The organism is Streptomyces sp. NPDC050121 (assembly GCF_044460385.1).
Lineage (GTDB): Bacteria > Actinomycetota > Actinomycetes > Streptomycetales > Streptomycetaceae > Streptomyces > Streptomyces soliscabiei.
In genome coordinates this window covers 208,676-230,989 of the sequence record NZ_JBITJV010000012.1, presented here as the reverse complement: position 1 = coordinate 230,989, position 22,314 = coordinate 208,676, and the positions used below count along the sequence as shown (strand labels likewise).

17 protein-coding genes are annotated in these 22,314 nt (G+C 68.9%); 5 read left to right on the top strand and 12 right to left on the bottom strand.

From position 1 onward, the window contains the following. The first annotated feature begins 388 nt into the window (after positions 1 to 388). The 4 genes from ACIBTS_RS20570 (at position 389) to ACIBTS_RS20555 (ending at position 4,927) form a co-directional block, all read left to right on the top strand. Complete coding sequence (locus tag ACIBTS_RS20570; protein WP_399321043.1) at positions 389 to 1,636, top strand: DUF418 domain-containing protein; 1,248 nt, start codon at positions 389 to 391, stop codon at positions 1,634 to 1,636. 323 nt (positions 1,637 to 1,959) lie between these two features. Beyond that, complete coding sequence (locus ACIBTS_RS20565) at positions 1,960 to 3,231, top strand: MFS transporter (protein WP_399321041.1); 1,272 nt, start codon at positions 1,960 to 1,962, stop codon at positions 3,229 to 3,231. 237 nt (positions 3,232 to 3,468) lie between these two features. Then, complete coding sequence (locus tag ACIBTS_RS20560) at positions 3,469 to 3,636, top strand: hypothetical protein (RefSeq protein WP_399321040.1); 168 nt, start codon at positions 3,469 to 3,471, stop codon at positions 3,634 to 3,636. A gap of 121 nt (positions 3,637 to 3,757) precedes the next feature. Then, positions 3,758 to 4,927, top strand: coding sequence for a permease (locus ACIBTS_RS20555; protein WP_399321039.1), 1,170 nt, complete (start codon positions 3,758 to 3,760; stop codon positions 4,925 to 4,927). A 124-nt stretch (positions 4,928 to 5,051) separates the two neighbouring features. On the opposite strand, the gene ACIBTS_RS20550 is transcribed toward ACIBTS_RS20555, so the two are convergent. The 11 genes from ACIBTS_RS20550 to ACIBTS_RS20500 form a co-directional block, all read right to left on the bottom strand. Continuing rightward, positions 5,052 to 5,840, bottom strand: a complete 789-nt coding sequence (locus tag ACIBTS_RS20550; protein ID WP_399321101.1) for a lysostaphin resistance A-like protein — start codon at positions 5,838 to 5,840, stop codon at positions 5,052 to 5,054. A 175-nt stretch (positions 5,841 to 6,015) separates the two neighbouring features. After that, positions 6,016 to 6,513 (bottom strand): DUF4232 domain-containing protein, encoded by a 498-nt coding sequence (locus ACIBTS_RS20545; RefSeq protein ID WP_399321037.1) that lies wholly within the window; start codon positions 6,511 to 6,513, stop codon positions 6,016 to 6,018. Positions 6,514 to 6,845: 332 nt separating this feature from the next. Next, on the bottom strand, positions 6,846 to 7,037 hold the full coding sequence (locus tag ACIBTS_RS20540; protein WP_399321108.1) for a hypothetical protein: 192 nt from the start codon (positions 7,035 to 7,037) through the stop codon (positions 6,846 to 6,848). 83 nt (positions 7,038 to 7,120) lie between these two features. Next, positions 7,121 to 7,849, bottom strand: a complete 729-nt coding sequence (gene araD, locus ACIBTS_RS20535; protein ID WP_399321035.1) for an L-ribulose-5-phosphate 4-epimerase AraD — start codon at positions 7,847 to 7,849, stop codon at positions 7,121 to 7,123. A gap of 24 nt (positions 7,850 to 7,873) precedes the next feature. Continuing rightward, complete coding sequence (gene araA / locus ACIBTS_RS20530; RefSeq protein WP_319671490.1) at positions 7,874 to 9,391, bottom strand: L-arabinose isomerase; 1,518 nt, start codon at positions 9,389 to 9,391, stop codon at positions 7,874 to 7,876. 41 nt (positions 9,392 to 9,432) lie between these two features. Beyond that, positions 9,433 to 11,088, bottom strand: a complete 1,656-nt coding sequence (gene araB / locus ACIBTS_RS20525) for a ribulokinase (protein WP_399321033.1) — start codon at positions 11,086 to 11,088, stop codon at positions 9,433 to 9,435. Between the two features lie 94 nt (positions 11,089 to 11,182). Continuing rightward, positions 11,183 to 13,228: an RICIN domain-containing protein gene (locus ACIBTS_RS20520; RefSeq protein ID WP_399321031.1), complete on the bottom strand. Its 2,046-nt coding sequence runs from the start codon at positions 13,226 to 13,228 to the stop codon at positions 11,183 to 11,185. A 136-nt stretch (positions 13,229 to 13,364) separates the two neighbouring features. After that, entirely contained in the window at positions 13,365 to 14,885 is a 1,521-nt protein-coding gene (locus ACIBTS_RS20515) for an alpha-N-arabinofuranosidase (protein ID WP_399321030.1), read from the bottom strand. Positions 14,886 to 14,951: 66 nt separating this feature from the next. Then, positions 14,952 to 15,854 carry a carbohydrate ABC transporter permease gene (locus ACIBTS_RS20510; RefSeq protein ID WP_319339714.1) on the bottom strand — a complete coding sequence of 301 codons (903 nt, stop codon included), beginning with the start codon at positions 15,852 to 15,854 and terminating at the stop codon, positions 14,952 to 14,954. Next, positions 15,851 to 16,834, bottom strand: a complete 984-nt coding sequence (locus tag ACIBTS_RS20505) for a sugar ABC transporter permease (protein ID WP_319677393.1) — start codon at positions 16,832 to 16,834, stop codon at positions 15,851 to 15,853. The genes ACIBTS_RS20510 and ACIBTS_RS20505 overlap by 4 nt, the downstream gene beginning before the upstream one ends. A gap of 98 nt (positions 16,835 to 16,932) precedes the next feature. Further along, entirely contained in the window at positions 16,933 to 18,282 is a 1,350-nt protein-coding gene (locus tag ACIBTS_RS20500) for an ABC transporter substrate-binding protein (protein ID WP_399321028.1), read from the bottom strand. Positions 18,283 to 19,047: 765 nt separating this feature from the next. Here ACIBTS_RS20500 and ACIBTS_RS20495 point away from each other — a divergent pair. Beyond that, positions 19,048 to 20,073, top strand: coding sequence for a LacI family DNA-binding transcriptional regulator (locus ACIBTS_RS20495; RefSeq protein ID WP_399321026.1), 1,026 nt, complete (start codon positions 19,048 to 19,050; stop codon positions 20,071 to 20,073). A gap of 378 nt (positions 20,074 to 20,451) precedes the next feature. Here the strand turns inward: ACIBTS_RS20495 and ACIBTS_RS20490 are convergent, their stop codons facing one another. After that, positions 20,452 to 21,876, bottom strand: a complete 1,425-nt coding sequence (locus ACIBTS_RS20490) for a family 43 glycosylhydrolase (RefSeq protein WP_399321100.1) — start codon at positions 21,874 to 21,876, stop codon at positions 20,452 to 20,454. Between the last annotated feature and the right edge of the window lie 438 nt (positions 21,877 to 22,314).

The window sequence follows — 22,314 nt, the reverse complement described above, 5'->3', positions numbered from 1 at the left end:
ATTCCTTTCTTCTGCGGTCTGCCGGGCACCGCATCAGCGGTCCGGCACACCAGGGCGTGATCATGTGTCGGGTCAGTGGACGAGTCCGGCTGTGCTCGTGGCGAGGGTGTGCACCAACGCCTCGGCCGATGACCCGAGGAAGTCCTCGCGCTCGTTGTGTCGCGCACGGTGTGTCATGCCTCCAGCCTGGAAGCCCGTCCGCCCCGCGCCCATCCGGCAACCGTCGGGTCCACCCCCGCCAAGTGGCTGAAGACGACAGCCGTCCGACAGTGCGGACGGGGCGGGACGAGACCCCGCCGGTCGGCAGGGCGGGACCCGCTGATCGGCGGGGCCGACACCGAAGACTGCCGGATGGTCCGCCCCCTGACGTGCACGCGAGATTCTCCGTATGACACAGACCCAGCCGCCGCAGGAGACATCAGCTCCGCAGAAGAACTCGCCTCCGCAGCCCCGAACCTCCCCCGAGTCCGCCGGGCCGGCCTCGCCCGGTCCCTCGATGGGACGCCTCGTCGGGGTGGACCTGGCCCGCGCGCTGGCGGTGTTCGGCATGTACGTCGTACACATCGGCCCTCCGCTGTCGGCCACGGACGGCGTCGCCAGCTGGATCCGGTACCTGGCAGAGGGGCACTCGTCGGTCCTGTTCGCCACCCTCGCCGGGTTCTCACTGATGCTGATCGCCGGACGCCGCGAACCCAAGACCGGCCTGGCCGGCCGACAGGCGAAAGCCCGCATCGCGATCCGCGCCGTGATCCTGCTGGCACTGGGCACCGCGATGGCGATGGAGTACGGAGGAGTGATCATCCTCGGCTTCTACGGCGTCTACTTCCTCCTCGCCCTGCCGCTGGTGCGACTGCGCGCCAGGACGCTCGCGATCACCGCGGCCGCCCTCGCCGTGGTCACACCACAGCTGGCCTTCGCCCTCAACTCGCTGCTGAGCGAGTCGGTCCAACAGAGCGTCAACGCCTACGACCCGCTCCACCGGCTCAGCGAGGTCGGCGTGCTCGATCTGCTGTTCACGGGCTTCTACCCGGTGATCACCTGGATGCCGTTCGTGATCGCCGGTATGGCGCTGGCCCGCCTCGACCTGTCCTCCGGAACCGTCCAGCGGCGCCTGGCCGCGCTCGGCGCCGCCCTCACCGTGACCGCGTACGGCATGTCCCTGCTGCTCGCCGGCAAGGGCGCGTTGCGGAGCCTCGCGGAAGGCGGGCCGTCGTCCGGCGGCTCCGGGTCGATGCCCCCTGACGGCGGGTCGTTCCCCGATATGCCGGCGTCGTTGCTCCTGACGGCCGGGCCGCACAGTGGCACCACGTTCGACATCATCGGCAGCGTCGGAGTCGCGATCCTCGTGATCGTCGGTGCGACGGTGGCGATGGATCGCCTGCCGCGACTGCGCCGCCTGGCGAAACCGGTCATCGCCGTGGGCACCATGTCCCTGACCGCCTACGTCGGCCACTTCCTCGCCCAGTCCGCGCTGTCCCTGCCCGGCGGAACCGGCACCCAGCAGTCCTGGGTGCCGCTGCTCATGTTCATCCTCGGGGCGATCGTGTTCGCCACCGTCTGGTCCCGCTACTTCCGCCGCGGCCCCCTGGAATACCTGCTCAACGCCGCCACCAAGCCCGCCAAGTACCTCCGATGACACCCGGCCGGGGCGGGACTCCTCCACGCCCCACCCGGCCTGGACCGCTCATGGATCCAGCAGACGCATGCGCCGGGGTGCACGCCGGTCTCCGCGCGGTGACCCTGACTTCACCACCCTGTTCGTGACCGCGGCCACGACCGGCGTGAACTGGTCCGCTACCTGTTCACCTGCGACATGTGGTGCTCGTTGTAGCGGTCTCCCCTGACCCCGATCCGGCCTGCGAGGTCGTCTATCCTGTGCGAAGTGTGGACTGGAGGTTCCGGTCGGCGGCGGAGGCCCCACACTGATGGTCACCGGAGGCACCAGGGGGAGCCCGCAGCATGACCGGCACCACGGAGGCCCTTGGCGGGTCGACTGCAGTCGACGATGCAGCACGAAGCGTCACGCGCCCGTTCTACGTATACGCCGTGCTCGCCAACACGCTGTTCCAGCGCGGCGTATTCGTCCTCTTCCTTCAGCAGCGAGGCTTCTCCGCCGGGCAAGTGGCGCTACTTCAGACACTGCTCTACCTGGTCAGCGGACTTGCGGAGTTGCCGACGGGAGTCATCGCCGACCGAATCGGCAGGCGTGCCGGCATCGTGATCGGCCAGATGCTGATAGCTGGATGTCTGCTCGGGCAGGTGGCGTCCTCCAACTACTGGGCGTTCCTGACACTGTTCGTCGGGCAGGGCGTGGGCATGGCATGTGTATCCGGTTCGGACACCGCCCTGCTGTACGACCTGCTCGTGCGTCGTGGCGCAACGACCAGCTACATCAAGATCAAGTCCCGGTTCACCATGCTCGGGACGGTCACCTCGGGAGCCGCCATTGTCCTCGGCGGCCAACTGCAGCAGATTTCCTGGGGAATCGTCTACGTCGGTTCGGCGGCCTGCCTCGTCCTGGCCGTGGTGGTGCTGATGTCACGGGTGCCCGAGATCCGCGGCGCGGACGCGGTGGACGAGCAGGACGGAGCCAAGGACGAGCACGGCGACGCCACGGCGTGGCGGGCGATGCTTCGGGTCGCCACGCCGGCGCTCGTGACACTTGTCGTGGTGTCCGCACTGATGCATGCGACTTTGACGCCGTACATCATTTTTACGCAGAAGACCCTTTCCGATCAGGGAGCGGGCACCGCATTGGTCAGCGTGGTCATATCGGCGGGGTTCTTCGCCGGCGGGCTCACTCCCTTGCTGTCGGACCGCGCGGACCGGCGCATCGGGTATCGGGTCATCGTCCCGGTGTCTCTCCTGACGCTCGCCGCGGCGCTCGGCCTGAGCGGCCTCGGCCTCGTCTGGGTCACCATCGCCGCGTTCCTGGCCCTGGTCGGAATTCCCGAGATCACCGCCGTGATCGTGGACAACGTGTTCAACGAGGCCGTGCCGTCACGCCACCGGGCGAGCCTGCTGTCGATGATCGCATTCGTGGAGTCGGCGCTCATCGGCATCGGCTATCTCGTCGTCGGCGCGCTCATGGACGGGTTGGGCTCCAGTGTGGGCATGGCCACCTACGCCGCGGTCCCCCTGCTGGCATGTCTCCTGTGGCTCCCGGTGCTCTTCCGAGGGGCACCGGTGACCATCGAGATCGAGAAGCCCGCCGACCACAAGGCATCCTGAAACAGACCATCTGGAGCAGCGCCTTGGCCCGATGGCGGGGGCGTTGCTCGTTGACATGTCGCTCCCAGCGGCGCCGGAGCTGTCTCGGGGCTCGAGGGACGAGCAGGGCTCCCTGCGCACCGGCCCCGTCGGGCGCATCAGCCGCCCCGGTCTCCGGGTCATCGGGTCTCCGGGCCATCGGGAAGGTGGTCGATCCACGGGCCCAGGCGATCACGGCGGCCGGGATGGGAGCGACCTGTGCCGCCGCGCTCAACCACGAGTTGGTCGAGGAAGCCACCGAGCGGGATCTCCGCGCGCACCGTCCCGCCACCGGCCGCCCACATCGAGGGCAGCGGCCGGGCGGTGGTCTCACAGGCCGAGCGTGTGCTGCTGGTCGAGACGGTCCGCAAGACCGGCCTGGAATGAGCGGCCAGGTCGTGCCCATCGACGACTCGTCCAGGCTCCCGTCAAAGCTCCTGCCCAGCGGGACCCTCAAGGTGAACCCGGGTTTCTCGCACGGCATGCCGATCACCGAGGCATCGGCTCGATGACCTGGGACATCACCTGGGCCCTGATCCTCGGGTTCGCGCTGTCCGCCGTTGTCCAGGCCGTGGTACGCAAGGGCACCATCGTCTCCCTGCTGGGCGACGACCGGCCCCGCACCCTCGCCATCGCCTCGGCCCTGGGCACAGCGTCCTCGTCCTGTTCCTACGCCGCGGTGGCACTCGCCCGCTCGTTGTTCCGCAAGGGGGCGAACTTCACCGCCGCCATGGCCTTCGAGATCGCGTCCACCAATCTCGTCGTCGAACTGGGCATGATCCTCGCCCTGTTGATGGGCTGGCAGTTCACCGCCGCGGAGTTCGCGGGCGGACCCATCATGATCATTGTTCTGGCCGTCCTCTTCAGACTGTTCCTCCGCGACAGGCTGCTGCGTCAGGCGCGCGATCAGGCCGAAAGAGGACGTGCCGGATCCATGGAGGGACATGCTGCGATGGACATGTCCCTCCAGCGTGAGGGCTCCTTCGCCAGCCGGCTGTTTTCCCGTGAGGGATTCACGTCCACCAGCCATGTCTTCATCATGGAGTGGGCGGCGATCATCCGTGACGTGGTCATTGGTCTGCTCGTCGCCGGCGCTATCGCCGCCTGGGTGCCCGACTCGTTCTGGCGCGCCTTCTTCTTCGACGGGCGTCCCCTGGCGGCCAAACTGTGGGGACCCGTGATCGGCCCCCTCGTGGCAGTCGCCTCGTTCGTCTGTTCCGTCGGCAACGTGCCGTTGGCGGTGGTGCTGTGGAAAGGCGGCATCAGCTTCGGCGGTGTGGTGGCGTTCATCTTCGCCGATCTGCTGATCCTGCCGATCCTCAACATCTACCGCAAGTACTACGGTGCCAGGACGACCGCATTCATCTTCGTCACCTTCTACTTCGCGATGGTCATCGCCGGGTACGTCGTGGAGATCGCCTTCGGAGGGCTTGGCCTGATCCCCCATCAGGAAGATGCGAAGCTGCCGGCGGAAGGCATCAGCTGGAACTACACCACGTGGCTCAACATCGCCTTCCTCCTCCTCGCCGCCATGCTCCTCGCGCGCTTCCGGCAAACCGGTGGACGGGCCATGCTCCGCATGATGGGTGGTCCTCCCGAGACCGGCCGGCACGGTGGTGACCACCACCAGCACGGCAACATGCCGAAGGGGGCGTCGGAGCCCACGACCGAGGCGTAGGTCCTGTGCGGGCTGGGGCTGCGGCACCCGGAGCAACACCGGATCCGCCGGGTCTGCTCGGCATCGCGCTGAACGATCTGCCGGCCTGTCGGCTGCAACCGCAGGCGGCTCAGCGGCAGTTGAGTCAGTCGAGTGCCGCGGCTTCCTCGGGGCGCTCGTCGTCGTCCGCAGTGGCACCGTGCAGCGGGAGAGGGGCTCGGCTGCCGTAGTGGTGCAACAGCCACCAGCCGTACGCGGCGTGAAAGACGTACACGCCCACCTGCCACCAGTCCGGGGCCGCGCCCGGAGAGCGGATCTGGAAGAAGTCGTCGAGCGCGTGGACGACCACCATCGGCCAGACGGAGCCGATCGCGAAACGCAGGCCGGCGCAGGTGAAGCCGAACAGCGCGGCGGACAGCATCTGCCACAGCGTGTCGTCCAACGCGGCGCCGAAGAACAGGTAGTTCTGCAGGTGCCCGATACCGAAGAGGACGGCGACGCCGGTGGCCGCACGCAGCGGGCCGAGTGAGGTGAGGGTCTGCTGGACGAGGCCGCGGCTGTAGACCTCCTCGTTGAGGCCGACCCACAGCAGGGACACCAGCGAGCTGACGACCACCGTCGTGCTGCCGTCGAGCCCGGCCAGAGCGTACGAGCCGGCGATCAGCAGCATCGGCACCGCCAGCCACCAGCGGCGCGGGCGGCCGAGCGTGGTGGTGCCGGATGCGCGCAGCCACCCCCACCGCCACAGCACGCACCAAACACCGGCGAAGCAGATCGCGTTGACCAAGGCAGCGCCCAGGCCCGGGAACCATGACGGTGCCAGCGGCGGCAGGATCACCTTGGCGAACAGCACCAGTACGGCATGCCAGGCCAGCGTCAACTCCACGGCGCCCCAGACGGGATGACGGGTTACGTAGCCCTTCCACCGTTCCATCACGGGGCGAGCGTAGCCGCGGCAACCCGCACGGTGCCCGTGGCTCTTCGCGCCGCGTCCGACGGACAGGTTCTGCCAGGCGCGGCTCGGTGTCTTCCCGGCCAGGTGGTCGAGGCGTCGCGGGGCGGTCGGCCGGCCGGCCGGCCGGGGCGGGGATGCCACGGACGTCCGGCGCCTATGCCGTGCGTTGCACCGGGTTGATCTCGAAGGCTCCGCATACCTTCAGGTGGTAGCGGATCAGCATGGACTGGAAGCTGGCCGGCGGGTAGACACGGATGTATGTCGATGTCGGCCGGCAGGTGGGCACCACGCTCGGATTGTTGGTGCGGATGGTGGCGAACACCGTCCGGGCTGGGTGGACGAACACGGTGGACACCGGATGGGCGTTACGGGTCGCCGGGGCACCGATCTGGTGGCGACGGCCGTCCAGGATGCTGACGCCGGGGTATCCGCGCAACGAACAGGTGTGGTGTGAGGTGTTGGTGATCCGAAGGGGATAGAAGAGCGATCCCGCGCCGCCTGTGGACCTGCCGACGGACAGGTGCAGGTCGGCCACGTGGCAGGTGGGGATTCTTGGCGAGGCCGACGATTGGGTGGCACCGACCACGGCGCCGGTAGCGGCGAGCAGGGCGGTGGTGGCGAGGGCCGCTATCCGGGTGGAGGTGTTGATCATGACGCACGCTTCCGTGCCAGGGAAGGAAAACTCTCCCGCATTCGGCGGGACGAGACTCAAGTGAGCCGGTGTCCGGCTCGACGTGTGCCGTCCATGAGATTCGGGCTCGCACTCTCAAGGACGCCGGAGCGAAGGGGCACTGCTGTGTGTGCAATGTGCGGGCCCGACGACGTCATTTTACCGCCTGAGGCCCCCGCCGCTCCCTGGCTGCGGCCCGGTCACAAGCCCCCACCAGCACAGACGGTCGCAACCGGGCCGGAGCCCGCCGCGGTCACTACCCATCCGTTTCCGCGAATGCAAACGGCGCCTCTCGCCTGAACTCAGCCTGTGGATCACGAAGTACGGCTGCGGTGCAGGCTGCCGGTCCGGCGGCCGGAGTCGCGGGGAACGGGCACCAGCCCGGCCGTGGAGGCCGGCTGGCAGGCGTCCGCGTGGAACACGTCCAAGCCGTCATCGCCGTCGCCCGCCGCCCGCCGCCCGGCCGACGTGCTGTGGGCACTCCTGCGTGACGGACGGGTCTTCACCTCCACTCCGCGGTCACGCAGGCGGCTTGACTTCGTCGTGTGAGACTCCTGACCGGGTGCCGGGTTGGCGGGAAGCGGCCTGGTCAGCGGGTGGCGACGGCTGTGTCCGGATTGCCGTAGTAGGCGTCGGGGCCGTGCTTGCGCGTGTAGTGGCGGTTCAGGAGGTGGGGTGGGGGCGGAGTGGTCGGAGAGAGGGACAGGGTGTGGAGGGCGATGTCGGCGACGGCCTCGCAGATGATCGCGTGCTCCAGGGACTTGCGGGCCGACGCGCCCCAGGTGAAGGGGCCGTGGCCGGCGACGAGCGCGGCGGGCACCTCGACGGCCCGCTGGTCGTCGCCGGCGAGCAGGTCGACGATCACGTGGCCGGTGTTGTACTCGTAGTCCTGCGCGCACTCCTCGGCGGTGAGGTCGCGGGTGACGGGGATGGGCCCGTTGAAGGTGTCGGCGTGCGTCGTGCCGAGGACGGGGATGTCCCGCCGTGCCTGGGCGAAGGCGACGGCGTGCGTGGAGTGGGTGTGGGTCACCCCGCCGATCGACGGGAAGGCCAGGTAGAGGCAGCGATGCGTCTCGGTGTCGGTGGACGGCCGCAGGTCACCGTCCACCACCGCACCGTCGGACAGCCGTACCGTCACCAGGTCATCGGCCGTGAGGTCCTCGTACGGTACGCCCGACGGCTTGATGACGAAGACCCCCGCCCCACGGTCGATTCCGCTCACGTTGCCCCAGGTCAGGGTCGCGAGACCGACCTGTGGGATGGCGAGGTTCGCCTCCAGCACCTCCTGGCGCAGGCCCGCCCGGACATCTGTTGCCATGATCGTTTCCTTTCGAGGCGAGCTTCAGAGGGCCTGGGCCAGGCGGTGGTAGGCCGCGTTCCAGCGGATCTCCTTGGCCAGTCGGTCGGTGGTCGTGTTCTCGTCGATCGTCAGCAGTTCCACGTCCGTCATGGCCGCGAAGTCGCTCAGCGTCTCGGTGCCCACGGCCGAGCTGAGCACCGTGTGGTGCGGTGCGCCGGCGAGCAGCCAGCTCTCGGCGGACTCCGCGAGCGAGGGGCGCGGCTTCCACACGGCCCTGGCCACCGGCAGACGGTGCAGGGGCTCGCTGGGGGCGACGACATCCACGGCGTTCGCCGTGAGCCGGAAGCGGTCGCCGAGGTCGCAGAGGCCGACGACGACGGCGGGGCCTGCGGCCGCGTTGAAGACCAGGCGGACGGGGTCCTCGCGACCGCCGATGGACAGGGGGTGGATCTCGCAGCGGGGGCGATCGGCGGCCACCGAGGGGCAGACCTCGAGCATGTGGGCGCCGAGGATGCGGGGGGTGCCGGGGCCGAGGTGGTAGGTGTAGTCCTCCATGAAGGTGGTGCCGCCGGGCTCTCCGGCGCCCATGACCTTCATCGTGCGCAGCAGGGCTGAGGTCTTCCAGTCGCCCTCGCCGCCGAAGCCGTAGCCGTCGGCCATCAGCCGCTGGACGGCGAGACCGGGCAGCTGGCGCAGGCCGCCGAGGTCCTCGAAGTTGGTGGTGAAGGCGGTGAAGCCGCCCTCGGTGAGGAAGGCGCGCAGGCCGAGTTCGAGACGGGCCGCGTAGAGCAGCGAGTCGTGGCGGATGCCGCCGGGGCGCAGGGCCGGGACCACGTCGTACGACTCGACGTACTCGGCCGCGAGTTCGGCGGTGGCCTTGTCCTCGACCTGGTCCACGACGGCCACCAGGTCGTTGACCCCGTAGGTGTTCACCGAGAAGCCGAAGCGCAGTTGCGCCTCCACCTTGTCGCCCTCGGTGACAGCGACGTCGCGCATGTTGTCGCCGAAACGGGCCAGCCGCAGCGTGCGTGCGGCGTGGCGGCCGGCGGCAGCCCTGGACCAGGCCGCGACGCGCCGGACGACCCTGGGGTCGGTGGCGTGTCCGGCGACGATCTTGCGGCTGACGCCGACCCGCGCCTCGATGTGCGCGAACTCGCGGTCACCGTGGGCCGCCTGGTTGAGGTTCATGAAGTCCATGTCGATGCTCGACCACGGCAACGACAGGTTGTACTGGGTGTGCAGGTGCAGGACCGGCCGGTCGAGCGCGCTCAGGCCGGCGATCCACATCTTCGCCGGGGAGAAGGTGTGCATCCATACGATCACGCCGACGCAGGTGTCGGAGGCGGTGGCCTCGAGGCACAGGCGGCGGATCGACTCGGCGTCGGTGAGGACCGGCTTCCAGACGATGCGCAGCGGGATCTCGTCGGTGGCGTCGAGCCGTTCGGCGATCTGCTGGGACTGGAAGGCGACCTGGCGCAGCGTGTCCTCGCCGTACAGGCCCTGGCTTCCGGTGAGAAACCAGATCTCCTGGCCGGTGAGGGGCAGTGTCGAAGTCGTCATGACAGGGGGCCTTTCTTCACAGGGATACACAGGGGTCCGGCTCAGGCGGAAGCTTCGGCGCGGATGCGGCGCAGGCGGTGCATGACCTCGTTGGCGCCGCGGCCGAAGTAGTCGTGCAGCTCGCGGTATTCGGCGTAGAGGCGCTCGTAGGCGGCCGCACGCTCGGGGTCAGGCAGGTAGACCCGGCGGTGGACCTTGCCCATGGCGTGGGCCGCGGCACGGATGTCGGGGTACGCGCCAGCGGCGACGGCGGCGTGCATGGCGGCGCCGAGGGCCGGGCCCTGGGCAGAGCCGATGATGCTCAGCGGGCGGCGGGTGACGTCGGCGTAGATCTGCATGAGCAGGGCGTTCTTGGTCAGGCCGCCCGCGATGATCAGCTCCCGTACCGGTACGGCGGCGGCCTCGAAGGCGTCGATGATGGTGCGGGTGCCGAAGGCGGTGGCCTCCAGCAGGGCGCGGTAGACGTCCTCGGGGCGGGTGGAGAGGGTCTGGCCGATCAGCAGGCCGCTGAGGTCGTGGTCGACCAGGACGGACCGGTTGCCGCTGTGCCAGTCCAGGGCGATGAGGCCGTGTTCGCCGACCTTCTGCTCGGCCGCGAGCTCGGTCAGGTACTCGTGCGGGCTCTGGCCGGCGGCCGCGGCACGTTCGGCGTACTCGGCGGGCAGGCTGGTGCGGATGAACCAGGCGAAGATGTCGCCGACGCCGCTCTGTCCGGCTTCGTAGCCCCACAGTCCGGGCAGGATGCCGCCATCGACGACACCGCACATGCCGGGGACCATGCCGCGCTGGTCCGAGCTCATCACATGGCAGGTGGAGGTGCCCATGATGGCGACCATCTGGCCGGGCTCCACGGCGACCGCCGCCGGGGCCGTCACATGCGCGTCGACGTTGCCGACGCAGACCGCGATGCCCTCCGGCAGGCCCGTCCAGGCGGCGGCCTCGGCGGTCAACCGCCCAGCCGCCTCACCGAGTTGGCCGATCGGCTGGTCCAGCTTGTCGGTGACGAAAGCGGCGAAGTCCGGGTGCAGGGCGGCCAGGTAGTCCGGTGACGGGTACCTCCCGTCCTGGTACTGGCCCTTGTAGCCGGCCGTGCAGGCGTTGCGGACATACGTCCCGCACAGCCGCCACACGATCCAGTCTGCCGCCTCCAGCCACCGCTCGGTGCGCCGGTAGACCTCCGGGTCCTCCTCCAACACCTGCAGCGCCTTGGCGAACTCCCACTCCGAGGAGATCTTCCCGCCGTACCGCTCCAGCCACGGCTCCTTGAGTTCGGCGGCCAGCGCGTTGATCCGGTCGGCCTGGCTCTGCGCGGCGTGGTGGCGCCACAGCTTGACGTAGGCGTGCGGGCGGGCGGTGTACTCGGGCAGCTCGCACAGCGGCGTGCCGTCGGCCAGCGTCGGCAGGACCGTGCAGGCGGTGAAGTCGGTGCCGATGCCGATGACTTGTCTGGCCTGGACACCCGCGCGGGCGAGGGCCTCCGGTACGGCGTTGCGCAGCACGTCGATGTAGTCGGACGGCACCTGGAGTGCCCAGTCGGGAGGCAGCCGGGTGCCGTCGGGCAGTTCACGGTCCAGCACCGCGTGCGGATAGACGTGCTCCGCCGACGCCAGCTCGGCGCCGTCGCGGACGCGGACGACCACGGCCCGGCCGGACAGGGTTCCGAAGTCGACACCCACAACGCAGGGTTCTTCAGGCACGACGCCCCACCTCTCTTGTTCGGTATGACAGCCATCGTTCGAGATACTGGACGGAAGAATGGGGGCCCGGCCGTAACCGGGCCCCCGGGACAGGTCAGTTGATCCGGGCGATCTGCCAGAGTTCGTCATCGGCGCCGGTGTCCGTGGACTGGACGATCAGCGCGCCGTTGGCGGTGGAGGCCGAGGCGACGTCCGCCACCAGGCCGCTGCCGACGTTGACGAGCTTGAAGTAGCCGTTGCCGGCGTCCGTGAGCGTCCACTTCTGGCCGTTCGCGGTGGACGACGAGTTCTGGACGACGGCCGCGCCGGCCGAGGCCGAGCCGTTGTTGTCGAGGAACAGACCGCTGTTGACGTTCTTCACGGTCCACGCCCCGCCGCTCTGCGAGGTGAAGGTCCACAGCTGGCAGTTGTTGGCGGTGTTCACCCACTGGCCGGCCTGCCTGCCCACCGTGGTGGACGCGCCGGGGATCTCCATGATCTTGCCGCTGTTCTTGTTGATCAGGCGGTACTGGCCGGTGGCCAGGTTCGGCAGGGCGGTCTGGGTGAGGTTCCAGCGCTGGCAGGCGCAGCCGGTGTTGTCCCACTGTCCCGCGGCGGTGCCGACGGTGGTGGAGGCGCTGGGGATCTCCAGGTACTTGCCGCTGTTGCGGTTGATGGCGGTGAAGCCGCCCGCCGGGTTCGGGGCGACGGCCCACTCGTGGTCGAGGGTGCCGTTGTCGTCCCACTGCAGGACCTTGGCGCCGTTGGCGGTGGAGGCGTTCTGCACGCCCAGGAGCTTGCCGCTGGCCACGTTGAAGATCTTGAAGTAGCCCGAGGTCTGCTGGACGAACTTCCACTGCTGGTCGGTGGCGTTGTCGGCGTTCTGCTGAGTGGCGAAGGTGCCGTTGGTGGTGGTGCCGCCGACGATGGTCAGCATCAGGTGGCTGTTGGCGTTGGACATGGTGTAGGTGGCGCCGTCGGAGATGCCGCCGCCCAGGTCGATGGTGCCGTAGGTGACCGGGTTCTCGACGGTGTTGCTGACCACGCCCGCGCTGAAGATTTCCAGGCTGTGGCCGTCGGCGAGGGGTACCATGCCGCGGCTGTAGCCGCGGGGGACGGTGGAGGCGATGCGCGTCCAGGCGCCCGCCGCGCCGTTCTGCGTGTTCAGGAAGAGGTCGGTGGTGCTCTGGCCGCTGACCGCCAGGGTGCCGTTGGGACCGCCGGTGGGAAGCCAGGTGATGAACGGGGCGCTGGTGGGCACGTACCCGTCGGTGGACCTCAGGACGGTGCCGGTGACGGAGCCGAACGCCTCGGGGTTGGAGGAGATCTTGTAGTAGACCGCGAAGTTGCCTTCGCTTGCACCCCCGTACTCGTACGTCATCACGTAGTTGCCGTTGGGCAGTTGCGCGACGGTCGGCATGCCGGGGCGGTCGGTGTAGGTCGGCATGGCCACGTCGTCCACGACCGAGGACCAGGTGATGCCGTCGGTGGTGGTCTGGTGGACGACCTTCTGGGCGTGGTTGGGGTCACGCTGGTCGGAGTAGTACACGATCAGTTTGGAGCCGGACACCATCAGGAACGGCTCCCACACCGGGGTCAGGCCGTTGGTGACGTCGGCCCTGCCGCCCTGGGCGATGCTGCTGACGAACGACCAGGTCGCACCGTGGTCGGTGCTGGCGTACAGGTCCAGCTCGGTCGAGGACAGGTCGTTCGGGATGGAGTTGCCCGCGGCGAGGATCGTGCCGGCCGGGAAGTTGCCGATGGCGGTGGGCAGTTCGTACAGCTGCGGCTGGTAGCGCATGCCGAAGCCGTTGTGGGTGTCGGTGATGCTGGAGATCTGCGTCCAGCTGTTGCCGTTGTCGGTGCTGCGGTAGATAGGGAAGACGGGGGTGCCGGAGCTGTACTGCTCGAACGTGGCGAGCATGGTGCCGTTGGACGATCCGCTGTGCTGCAGGCGCAGGCCGCGCGGGTAGAGCGCGCCGGGCGACGGGGCGGTCGACGGTGAGGTGTACATCGTCTGGGTCGCGCGCGTGATCGCGTGCGCCTGGCCGGATACGGGCAGGACGAGGGCGACGGCGGCTGCGAGCAGGGCCAGCAGCAGCGTGATCGCCTGGGGTCGGGGTACGGCGCGGAGTCTTGCGCCTTCCCTGGTGGTGGACATGGCGGCTCCCAATGGCTGTCCGGAAGGGACGGGATGGTGGTGGTGCTGGGCCCGCCGCTCCCGGGGGGAAAGGGGGGAGGGGAGCGGCGGGTGTCCTAGGGGGTGCCTGTCGGCAGGGGGTCAGCCGGCAGGAGGGTCAGCCGGCGCGGCGCAGGCGGATGACGTTCCAGGAGACGGGCGGCAGGTGCACCGCGAGGCGGCCGTCGGTGACGGAGGTGACGGCGGCCTGGCGCGGGCGGACCCGGTCGGGGGCGTCCTGGGTGTTGGTGGCGCGGATGTCGGGGTCGCTCAGCACGGAGTGCTGGACAGGCACGTAGCCGGGGAACGCCCCCAGTTCCAGGGCGAGTTCGACGTCCTCGTGCTGGTGCCGGTTCACAGCGAAGACGGTGAGTTCGTCGGCCCCTTCGGCGCCCTCGACGTGGGTGGCGACGGCGTCGACGACCGGGACGTCACCGAAACGCTTCGTCTCGTACACGGGCGCGTCCGGCTCGACCCGCAGGACGGTGCCGCGGGCGTGGCGGGCGGCCTGGGCGAAGGGGTGGAAGGTGGTCTGCCGCCAGCTGGGGCCGTCGGCCTCGCTGCGGATGGGGGCGATGACGTTGACGAGCTGGGCGAGGGAGGCGGCGGTGACGCGGTCGCTGTTGCGCAGCAGGCTGATCAGCAGCCCGCCGACGACGACGGCGTCGGCGACGTTGTACTCGTCCTCGATGACGCGCGGGGCCACACCCCACTGGCTGGGCTTCTCCTGCGCCTCGAACCGGGTGTTGTACCAGACGTTCCACTCGTCGAAGGAGAGGTTGATCCGCTTCTTCTTGCGCTGCTTGGCCCGGATGTGGTCGGCGGTGGCGACCACCGACTCCACGAAGCCGTCCATGTCGACGGCGGAGGCGAGGAAGCTGCCGAGGTCGCCGTCGAGCTCCTCGTAGTAGGCATGGCAGGAGACGTAGTCGACCTGGTCGTACGCCTCCTCCAGGACGGTCGCCTCCCAGGCGCCGAAGGTCGGCATCGAGGAGCTGGAGCTGCCGCAGGCCACCAGCTCCAGCCCGGGGTCGATCATGCGCATGGCGCGGGCGGCCTCGGCGGCGAGGCGGCCGTACTCGGCGGCGGTCTTGTGGCCGGTCTGCCAGGGGCCGTCCATCTCGTTGCCCAGGCACCACATGCGGATGCCGAAGGGGTCCTGGGCGCCGTTCTTGATGCGCTGGTCGGACCAGGTGGTGCCGCCGGGGTGGTTGCAGTACTCCAGCAGGTCGAGGGCCTCCTGGACGCCTCGGGTACCGAGGTTGAGCGCCATCATGGGCTCGACGCCAGCCTTGCGGGCCCAGCCCGCGAACTCGTGCAGGCCGAAGGCGTTGGTCTCGGTGCTGTGCCAGGCCAGGTCGAGACGGGTGGGCCGCTCGGCGACCGGCCCGACGCTGTCCTCCCAGCGGAAGCCGGAGACGAAGTTGCCCCCGGGATAGCGGACGGTGGTCACGCCCAGTTCGCGCACCAGGTCCAGGACGTCGCGGCGCAGACCGTCCTCGTCGGCTTGCGGATGGCCGGGCTCGTAGATGCCGGTGTAGACGCAGCGGCCCATGTGCTCGACGAAGGAGCCGAAGGTCCGGGGACTCACGTCGGCAACGCGGAAGGCGGGGTCGACGGTCAGGGAGGCGTGCAGCATGAAGGTCGCTCCGGGAGGTGCGCGGGAGGAGGAACGCGAGTAAGGGGAAAAAGCGGGGCAGCCGGGTTACTTGAGGCTTCCGACGGTCAGACCGCCGCGCCAGTACCGCTGGAGGAGGAGGAAGGTGACGATGAGCGGGAGGATCGCCACCAGGGAACCCGCGATGACGAGGGTGAACAGCGCGTTGGCGCCGGACTGGATCATCGCGCCCTCGTACCAGGACTGCAGGCCCACGGTGAGCGGGAAGAGCTTGTCGTTGTTGAGCATCACCAGCGGCAGGAAGAAGTTGTTCCAGGTGCCGACCATGGAGAACAGCAGCACGGTGACGAGCGCCGGCTTCAGGGTCGGCAGCGCCACCGACCACAGCACGCGCATCTCACCGGCCCCGTCCATGCGGGCCGCCTCCAGCAGCTCGTCCGGCAGGGACTCCTGCACGTACACCCGCACCAGGTAGACGCCGAACGGGTTGAGCAGCTGGGGCAGGATGACCGCCCACATGGTGTTGGTCAGCTCGACCTTGCTCAGCAGCAGGTAGGTGGGGATGGCCAGCGCGGTGGCGGGCACCATGATCGCGCCGAGGAGGCTGGAGAAGAGCAGGTTCCGGCCGGGGAATCGGTACTTGGCGAAGGCGTAGCCCGCGAGGGTCGCCACGGCGGTGGCGCCCACCCCGCTCACGCCCGCGTAGACGGCGGTGTTGCCCATCCAGCGCAGGTACTCGCCGTCGTTGTAGGTGAACAGCTGCTGGAGGTTGGTGAAGAAGGAGCCCGGCGAGTGGAACCACAGGGCCGCGGTGGAGAACAGCGCGTCGTTGTCCTTGGTGGCGGCGACGACCAGCCACCAGAACGGCATCAGGAAGTAGAGGATCATCGCCACCATCACCACGTTGACGGTGACGCGTCCACGGGCGCCGGACTCGCGGCGGGCGGCCGGGGCGGTGACGGCGGGGGCGGGGGCTACGGCGGTCGTCACTTCAGTCCGCTCCTTTTGCGTGCGGCGAACAGGAAGAGGTAGGAGCCGATGAAGACCACCGCTCCGAGGGAGAAGGAGATGGCGGCGGAGTAGTTGAACTCCGAGTACTGGAACGCCAGGTTGTAGGCGTACAGGTTCGGCGTGTAGTCCGGCGTGATCACCGAGGACGCGGTCTTCTCCAGGACTCGCGGCTCGGTGAAGAACTGCAGGGTGCCGATGAGGGTGAACATGAGCGCGAGCACCAGCGCCGAGGAGATCATCGGGATCTTGATGCGCAGGGCCGTCTGCACCTGGCCGGCGCCGTCGAGCTTCGCCGCCTCGTACACCTCTCGGGGCAGGCCCTGGAGAGCGGCGTACAGGACGATCATGTTGTAGCCGGTCCACTGCCAGGTCACGATGTTGCCCAGCGAGGTCAGCATCAGACCGTGCGACAGCAGGTCGATCTTGCCGAGCCCGAGCGAGTCGCTGATCGCGTTCACCGGCCCGAAGGTCGGGCTGTACAGGAAGCCCCACATCAGGGCGCCGATCACCGCGGGCACGGCGTACGGCATGAACAGGGTCATCCGGAAGACCTTGGCGAGCCTGCTGGTCACCTCGTCGATGATCAGTGCGCCGAGCAGGGCGAAGCCGAGCATCACCGGGATCTGCACCACACCGAAGAGGGCGACCCTGCGCACGCCGGACAGGAACTGCGGGTCGGTGAAGGTCTGCTTGTAGTTGGCGAACCAGCTGAAGTGGTCGCCGCCGACCAGGGTGGAGGTCCTGAGGCTGAGCCAGAAGGCATAGCCCAGCGGGGCCGCCAGGAAAGCCAGGAAGAGCAGGAGGAACGGGCTGACCAGCAGCAGGCCCATGCCCTTGTGCCGGGTGCGGGCGGACAGCCCGCCGGTGCGCCGGCCTGCCATGGGAGTACGAAGTCCCTTGGCGGGGGCGGCACTTGGCGGTGCCATCGCGGTGGATCCCTGCTGTCGGAGCAGGCTCATCACATCTCCTTGCGCGTCGTGCGAGCCCCCGCCGGCGGCGGTCGCGCCAGGCGCTGCGCGCCGGCGGGGGGTGGTGGTCGACCGGGGGTTCGGGTCGGTTACTTGTTGACCTTGAATCCCTGCTTGGTCGCGTAGGAGGTCACCTGGCTCTGGACGTTGTCGTTCACGGCGGACCAGTCGGTCTGGCCCTGGAGGGCCTTGCCCACCTCACTGGTGTCGGTGTTGTAGGCGAAGTCCTGGAACGGGCTCCAGTCGAAGCTGCCGATACCGTTCGCGGCGGGCACGAACACCTTGTTGATCTGCTGGCCGCCGAAGAAGTCGTACTTCTTGTCCCCGAAGTACGAGCCGTTGAGGATCGGCTTGGACAGCGGGAAGAGGTAGGCCTGGTCGATGCCGATCTTCCAGGCGCCCTGCGAAGTGCCGAAGAGCTCCCGGGCGACCTCGGTGGCCTCCTTGGGGTGCTGGGTCTGTGAGGTCACGGAGAAGCTCGAACCGCCCCAGTCACCCTGGGCGCCCGCGCCCGCCGTCCACTGCGGCAGCGGGGCGACACGCCACTTGCCGGAGGTCTTCGCGGCGACGCTGGAGAGGTAGCCCGGACCCCAGCCGGCCGCGATGTAGGTGGCGTACTTGCCGGTGCTGAGGCCGTTGTAGAAGTCCGTGGTGGCGTACGACTGGGTGTCGACCAGCTTGTTCTTGACCAGGTCGCCCCAGTAGTCGTACACCTTCTTGGCCCCGGCGTCGTTCAGGTTGACCCCGATGTTCGGCAGCTTGCTCGCCGAGTAGGCGTAGGGGCGCGAGCCTGCCTGCCACATCAGGCCCTGGCGCCAGCCGCCGGCCGTTTCGTCGCTACCGAAGTCGGTCATGTACGCGTTCGGGTCGGCCTTGTGCAGCTTGGCCGCCTCCTCCTTGTACTCCGCCCAGGTCGTGGGGACCTTGAGGTTGTACTTCTCGAAGAGGTCGGCCCGGTACATCATCGCCATCGGGCCGCCGTCGACCGGGATGGCGTAGACGTGGTCGCCGTCGGAGGCCTGGTTCCAGGCCCAGGAGACGTAATTGTCCTTGTCCGCGCCCGCCCCGTACTTGCCCATGTCGAGCAGGCCCTTGCTGAGCTGGATGGTGGGCAGCTCCTGGAACTCCAGCATGACGACGTCCGGCGCGCCCTGGCCCGCCTTCAGCGCGGTCTTCAGCTTGGTGTACTCGTCCTGGCCCACACCGGCCTGCACCCAGTCGACCTGGACGTCCTTGTGGGTCTTGTTGAACTCCGCGACGACCTGCTTGAACTGCGGGTACCAGGCCCACACCTTGATGTGCACGGGGCCGCTCTGCGCGCCGCCGGAGCTACTGCCGCCGCCGGAACCGCAGGCCGCGAGGAGTACGCCGGCGAGGGCGGCGGAGGTGGCCGCGACCGCGGTCCGGCGCAGGGAACGGGACTGTCTGGTGGACGACATGAGCTTTCTCCTGGGTGAGGTGCCTGAACGGCAGGAAGAAAAAGGATGGTTAGGCATATATCGCCGTCCGTGCGCCTGGGATCGGAGCGCGGGAGGAGGGAACGGGCGGCGGTGGGGCGCGCGAGGGCGTCCGGGCGTTCAGCTGCCGGTCGCCTGTGAGTACGGCGGCCCCGGGCCGGCCGTCGCGATATGCCGGGCGGAGGGGACTTGAGATGCCGTCCGCCCGGGATCTGGGCGGGACGGACGTCGACGGACGCGGCGGGGTGGGCGTGCGTGACGTCGGGGGGAAGTGGCGAAGGGGTTGACGTCGACCGGGTCGGTCGGCGCCGCTAGTTCAGGCGGACGCCGCCCTGATCACGAATCCCGTTCGAGATTTCGGACGCAAAGAGGGCCGGCGTCCTAGGCCACGGCGAGTAAGGATCGGCAGCCCTGTCGAGGGCGGGCGGCTGCCGAACCGGAAGCGGTCACTGGTGTCACTGCGGCTCCTACTGATCGTTCCCCCGCAAGCACTCCCGGGGATCCGGTCCGTGGCGTGGCGACACCTCGGACCTCCGTCCGGCTCCGGCGGCGGCGCACCCTGGACCGGGCACGCGACATCCGTCGACGGACTACGCCGCATCGCGAGAGGATGCAGTACCCGATCATCCACTCGGGCCGCCCCTGCTAGTCTCTGCAGCGCTGCAAAAGTGTTAACCGAGGTATTGCCGCGCTGCAAGAGCTTGGGCGAAACTTTCAACATTGCCCCCTCCGGGATGAAGGTGACCTATGGCAAACGGCGTCACACTCCGCGACGTCGCGGCACTGGCCGGCGTCTCCAGCCGCACTGTGTCCAACGTGGTCAACGGCTACGCGCCGGTCGCCGAGGCCACTCGCGCGCGGGTGCAGCAGGCCGTCGACGAGCTCGGCTACCGGCCCAACGTGCTGGCCCGCAACCTCGCCTCCGGGCGCTCGGGCCAGATCGCGGTGGTCGTTCCGTACCTGGACACGCCCTACTTCGCCGAACTGCTGCAGGGCATCATCCGGGCGGCCCGGGTGCAGGGCTACAACGTCCTGATCGACCAGACCGACGGCGACGCGGAACACGAGAAGTCGTTCCTCACCCGTGGCTCCCAGCAGTTGCTCTTCGACGGCGTCATCTTCAGCCCGTTGGGCCTGGCCCAGCCCGACCTGTCCGAGCGCGACGCGAGCCTTCCGCTCGTCGTGCTCGGTGAGCGGGTGAGTGACGGCGGCTTCGACCACATCGGCATCGACGACGTCGCCGCCTCCCGTGAGGCCACCGAGCACCTGCTTGGCCTCGGTCGCCGTCGTGTCGCCGCGATCGGCGACCAGCCGTACCGCACCGGCGAGGCCGCCCAACTGCGCACCCTGGGCTTTCGCCTGGCCCATGAGCGCGCCGGCGTGCCCGTCCGCGAGGAGTACGTCATCTCCACCCCCCGCTTCAACCGCTCCGACGGCGCCACCGCCATGGCGCACCTCCTCGACCTCGAGGAACCACCGGACGCGGTCTTCTGCTACAGCGATCTGATCGCCCTGGGGGCTCTGCACACGTTGGCCGCACGCGGACTGCGCGTCCCGCAGGACGTCGCGGTCGTCGGCTACGACGACATCGAGGACGCCCGTTATTCGAACCCGCCCGTCACCACGATCTCGCCGGCCAAGGACGTGATAGCCAAGACGGCCGTGGAGCGCCTGCTCAAGCGGATCAGCAGCTCAACACCGGTCCCCGGCATGGAGATCCGGGCACCGTACCGGCTCATCCCACGGGCAAGCACGATGGGCCAGCAGGCCTGACCCTCGAGGCTGCCGACCAATCCGGATCGCAACAGCGCCCCGCCAGGGCCCCGCGCCGCGCCGAGTGCCGGGCGGGATTCGAGGTCGGCGGCCGACAACGCCTTTGCCCCGCCGGCGCGTTCGCCGACGGGGGGGGCGCCCCCTCCCCCGGGATGCCTCGGCGGTCAGCAGGGGGAGTTGGTCCGGGTGAGCAGACCGGCGCCTCGTCGGCGGTGGTCGCGTCGCCCGCATCGAGTACCTTGCGGCTGCCACGGTTGGCCAGCACGTACCACGCGCCTGGGCCGCCTCAGCCGACTGGTGGCGGCTTCGCGACGGCGCTGAGCACGGTGCTGGACGCGGGGCGGGGCCATCGCCGGGGTAATGGGCCGCAGTTGTGGCTCACTGGGTGTAGAAGGTGGCGTCGGCCCGGTCGGTCGTCGTGCTGATCGCCTGGACGTAGAGCAGGTAGTTGTAGTGGCGGATGTAGCGGCCCGGGAGGTTGTACGACTCGTACGAGACTCCGGCGGAGTCCGCGAGGCCGGCCCGGGCGGTGAAGGAGGCGTCACCGGCGAACAGCGACGTCCCGTCGTTCTTCTCCACCCACACCTCGCCGTTCTTGTGGCGCAGGAAGTAGCCGGGGAAGTTCGCCGACTCCAGGGAGACGGTGCCGGTGCCGGTGAGACCGGTGACGACACGGAACTGCGAGTCGGCCAGCGGGGAGACGTTCGCCTCGATCTTGGCGCGGTAGTCCCAGTGCCGGATGAACCGGTCGGGGAAGTTGTACGAGGAGAGCCGGATCGGGGTGAGGCCGTCGGCGACCGGGATGCCGAAGTCGGGTGTGCCGTCGGCCTTCCAGTAGATCTTCTGGACGCGGGTGCGGCGGTTGGGGTCGTTGAGCGGGGAGCCGCTGATGTCCTTGTAGCTGCGGTCGTGGTAGACGAGGATGTCGGACGTGCCGTCCTCGGAGACCGTGAACTGGTTGTGCCCGGGGCCGTACTGGCTGGTGGCGTCGTTACTGGCAAAGACCGGGTTCGCGGTCTTGGCCCACGACGAGGCGCTGAGCAGATCGGCCGAGGCGGACGCGGTCAGCATGCCCATGCAGTAGACGGCACTGGTGGCGCTGGCGGAGAAGGTCATGAAGACCTTGCCGTTCCGCTGGAGCACGGCCGGGCCCTCGTTGACCGTCGCCCCTCCGGCGGTCTCCCACGCGGCGGTCGGCCGGCTGATCATGACCGGTGTGCCGGTGATGGTCCACGGGCTGGACATCTGTGCGATGTAGAGGTTGGTGCCGGAGCCGACGGCCGGGTCGTTCTGAGCCCAGGCGAGGTAGCGGGTGCCGTTCACGGCGAAGGTCGTCGCGTCCAGGGAGAAGGTGTCCAGCGGCAGCGCGATACGGCCCTTCTCCGTCCAGGTGCCCGTGATGGGGTTCGCGTCCGCGCACTCCAGGACGTAGGGCCGGATGTGCCAGACGTTGTTGGCGTCACCGGCGGCGAAGTAGATGTACCACTTGCCGTCGATGAAGTGGATCTCCGGAGCCCAGATGTAGCCGCCCATCACACCGGTGGCGTGCTTGGTCCAGATGGTCGTCTCGGCGGCCGACGTGAGCCCCTGGATCGTGGTGGCCCGGCGGAGCACGATGCGGTCGTACGCCGGCACCGTGGCGGTGAAGTAGTAGAAGCCGTCGGTGTGCTTGTAGATGTGCGGGTCGGCCCGCTGCTCGGCGATGGTGTTCGTGTACGTCACACCGGGGGACGCGGGCACGGCGCCGTGGGCGGTGCCGGCCGAGACACCGGTGACGGTGGCGGCGGCCGAGCCGGCGATCATGCCGAGGACCGTTCGACGGGTGAGCGCAGGCCTCATGGAGTACTCCCTCTGGTGCTGGTGGTGCGGGGATACCCCCTGTCCACACCTTGCCGGTATATCGAACGCCGTTCGTAAACCCGGCCAGAAGATAGGTTCTGCACCCGCCCCAGTCAACACTCCCGTCACAAAATCATCCTTGGCGTCCGTGGTGCTCGAAGCAGTCCCGAAGGCGAGCCGAAGGTACGGCAAGCGCCCGCGTGTTGCAGGGATACGTAGACCCCGAGCCGCCCAACGCCCGGTCATCCCGCGCCCCTTCTGGGCACATCCAATGTCCGACTTGGCTGCCGTGGTGCCGGCCGGACGCTTATCCGACAGCGGGTAACGAATTTGAGTCGCAAGACTAGACAACGGATGCGCTCATACCCGTTAATCCATCCCATGTATCAGCGGAGCGGATCA

Bases quoted from the DNA above. Each gene is read 5' to 3' on its own strand.
- ACIBTS_RS20570 (WP_399321043.1), top strand. From the start codon at position 389: ATGACACAGACCCAGCCGCCGCAGGAGACATCAGCTCCGCAGAAGAAC.
- ACIBTS_RS20565 (WP_399321041.1), top strand. From the start codon at position 1,960: ATGACCGGCACCACGGAGGCCCTTGGCGGGTCGACTGCAGTCGACGAT.
- ACIBTS_RS20555 (WP_399321039.1), top strand. From the start codon at position 3,758: ATGACCTGGGACATCACCTGGGCCCTGATCCTCGGGTTCGCGCTGTCC.
- ACIBTS_RS20550 (WP_399321101.1), bottom strand. From the start codon at position 5,840: ATGGAACGGTGGAAGGGCTACGTAACCCGTCATCCCGTCTGGGGCGCC.
- ACIBTS_RS20545 (WP_399321037.1), bottom strand. From the start codon at position 6,513: ATGATCAACACCTCCACCCGGATAGCGGCCCTCGCCACCACCGCCCTG.
- araD (WP_399321035.1), bottom strand. From the start codon at position 7,849: ATGGCAACAGATGTCCGGGCGGGCCTGCGCCAGGAGGTGCTGGAGGCG.
- araA (WP_319671490.1), bottom strand. From the start codon at position 9,391: ATGACGACTTCGACACTGCCCCTCACCGGCCAGGAGATCTGGTTTCTC.
- ACIBTS_RS20520 (WP_399321031.1), bottom strand. From the start codon at position 13,228: ATGTCCACCACCAGGGAAGGCGCAAGACTCCGCGCCGTACCCCGACCC.
- ACIBTS_RS20515 (WP_399321030.1), bottom strand. From the start codon at position 14,885: ATGCTGCACGCCTCCCTGACCGTCGACCCCGCCTTCCGCGTTGCCGAC.
- ACIBTS_RS20505 (WP_319677393.1), bottom strand. From the start codon at position 16,834: ATGAGCCTGCTCCGACAGCAGGGATCCACCGCGATGGCACCGCCAAGT.
- ACIBTS_RS20500 (WP_399321028.1), bottom strand. From the start codon at position 18,282: ATGTCGTCCACCAGACAGTCCCGTTCCCTGCGCCGGACCGCGGTCGCG.
- ACIBTS_RS20495 (WP_399321026.1), top strand. From the start codon at position 19,048: ATGGCAAACGGCGTCACACTCCGCGACGTCGCGGCACTGGCCGGCGTC.
- ACIBTS_RS20490 (WP_399321100.1), bottom strand. From the start codon at position 21,876: ATGATCGCCGGCTCGGCCGCCGCCACCGTCACCGGTGTCTCGGCCGGC.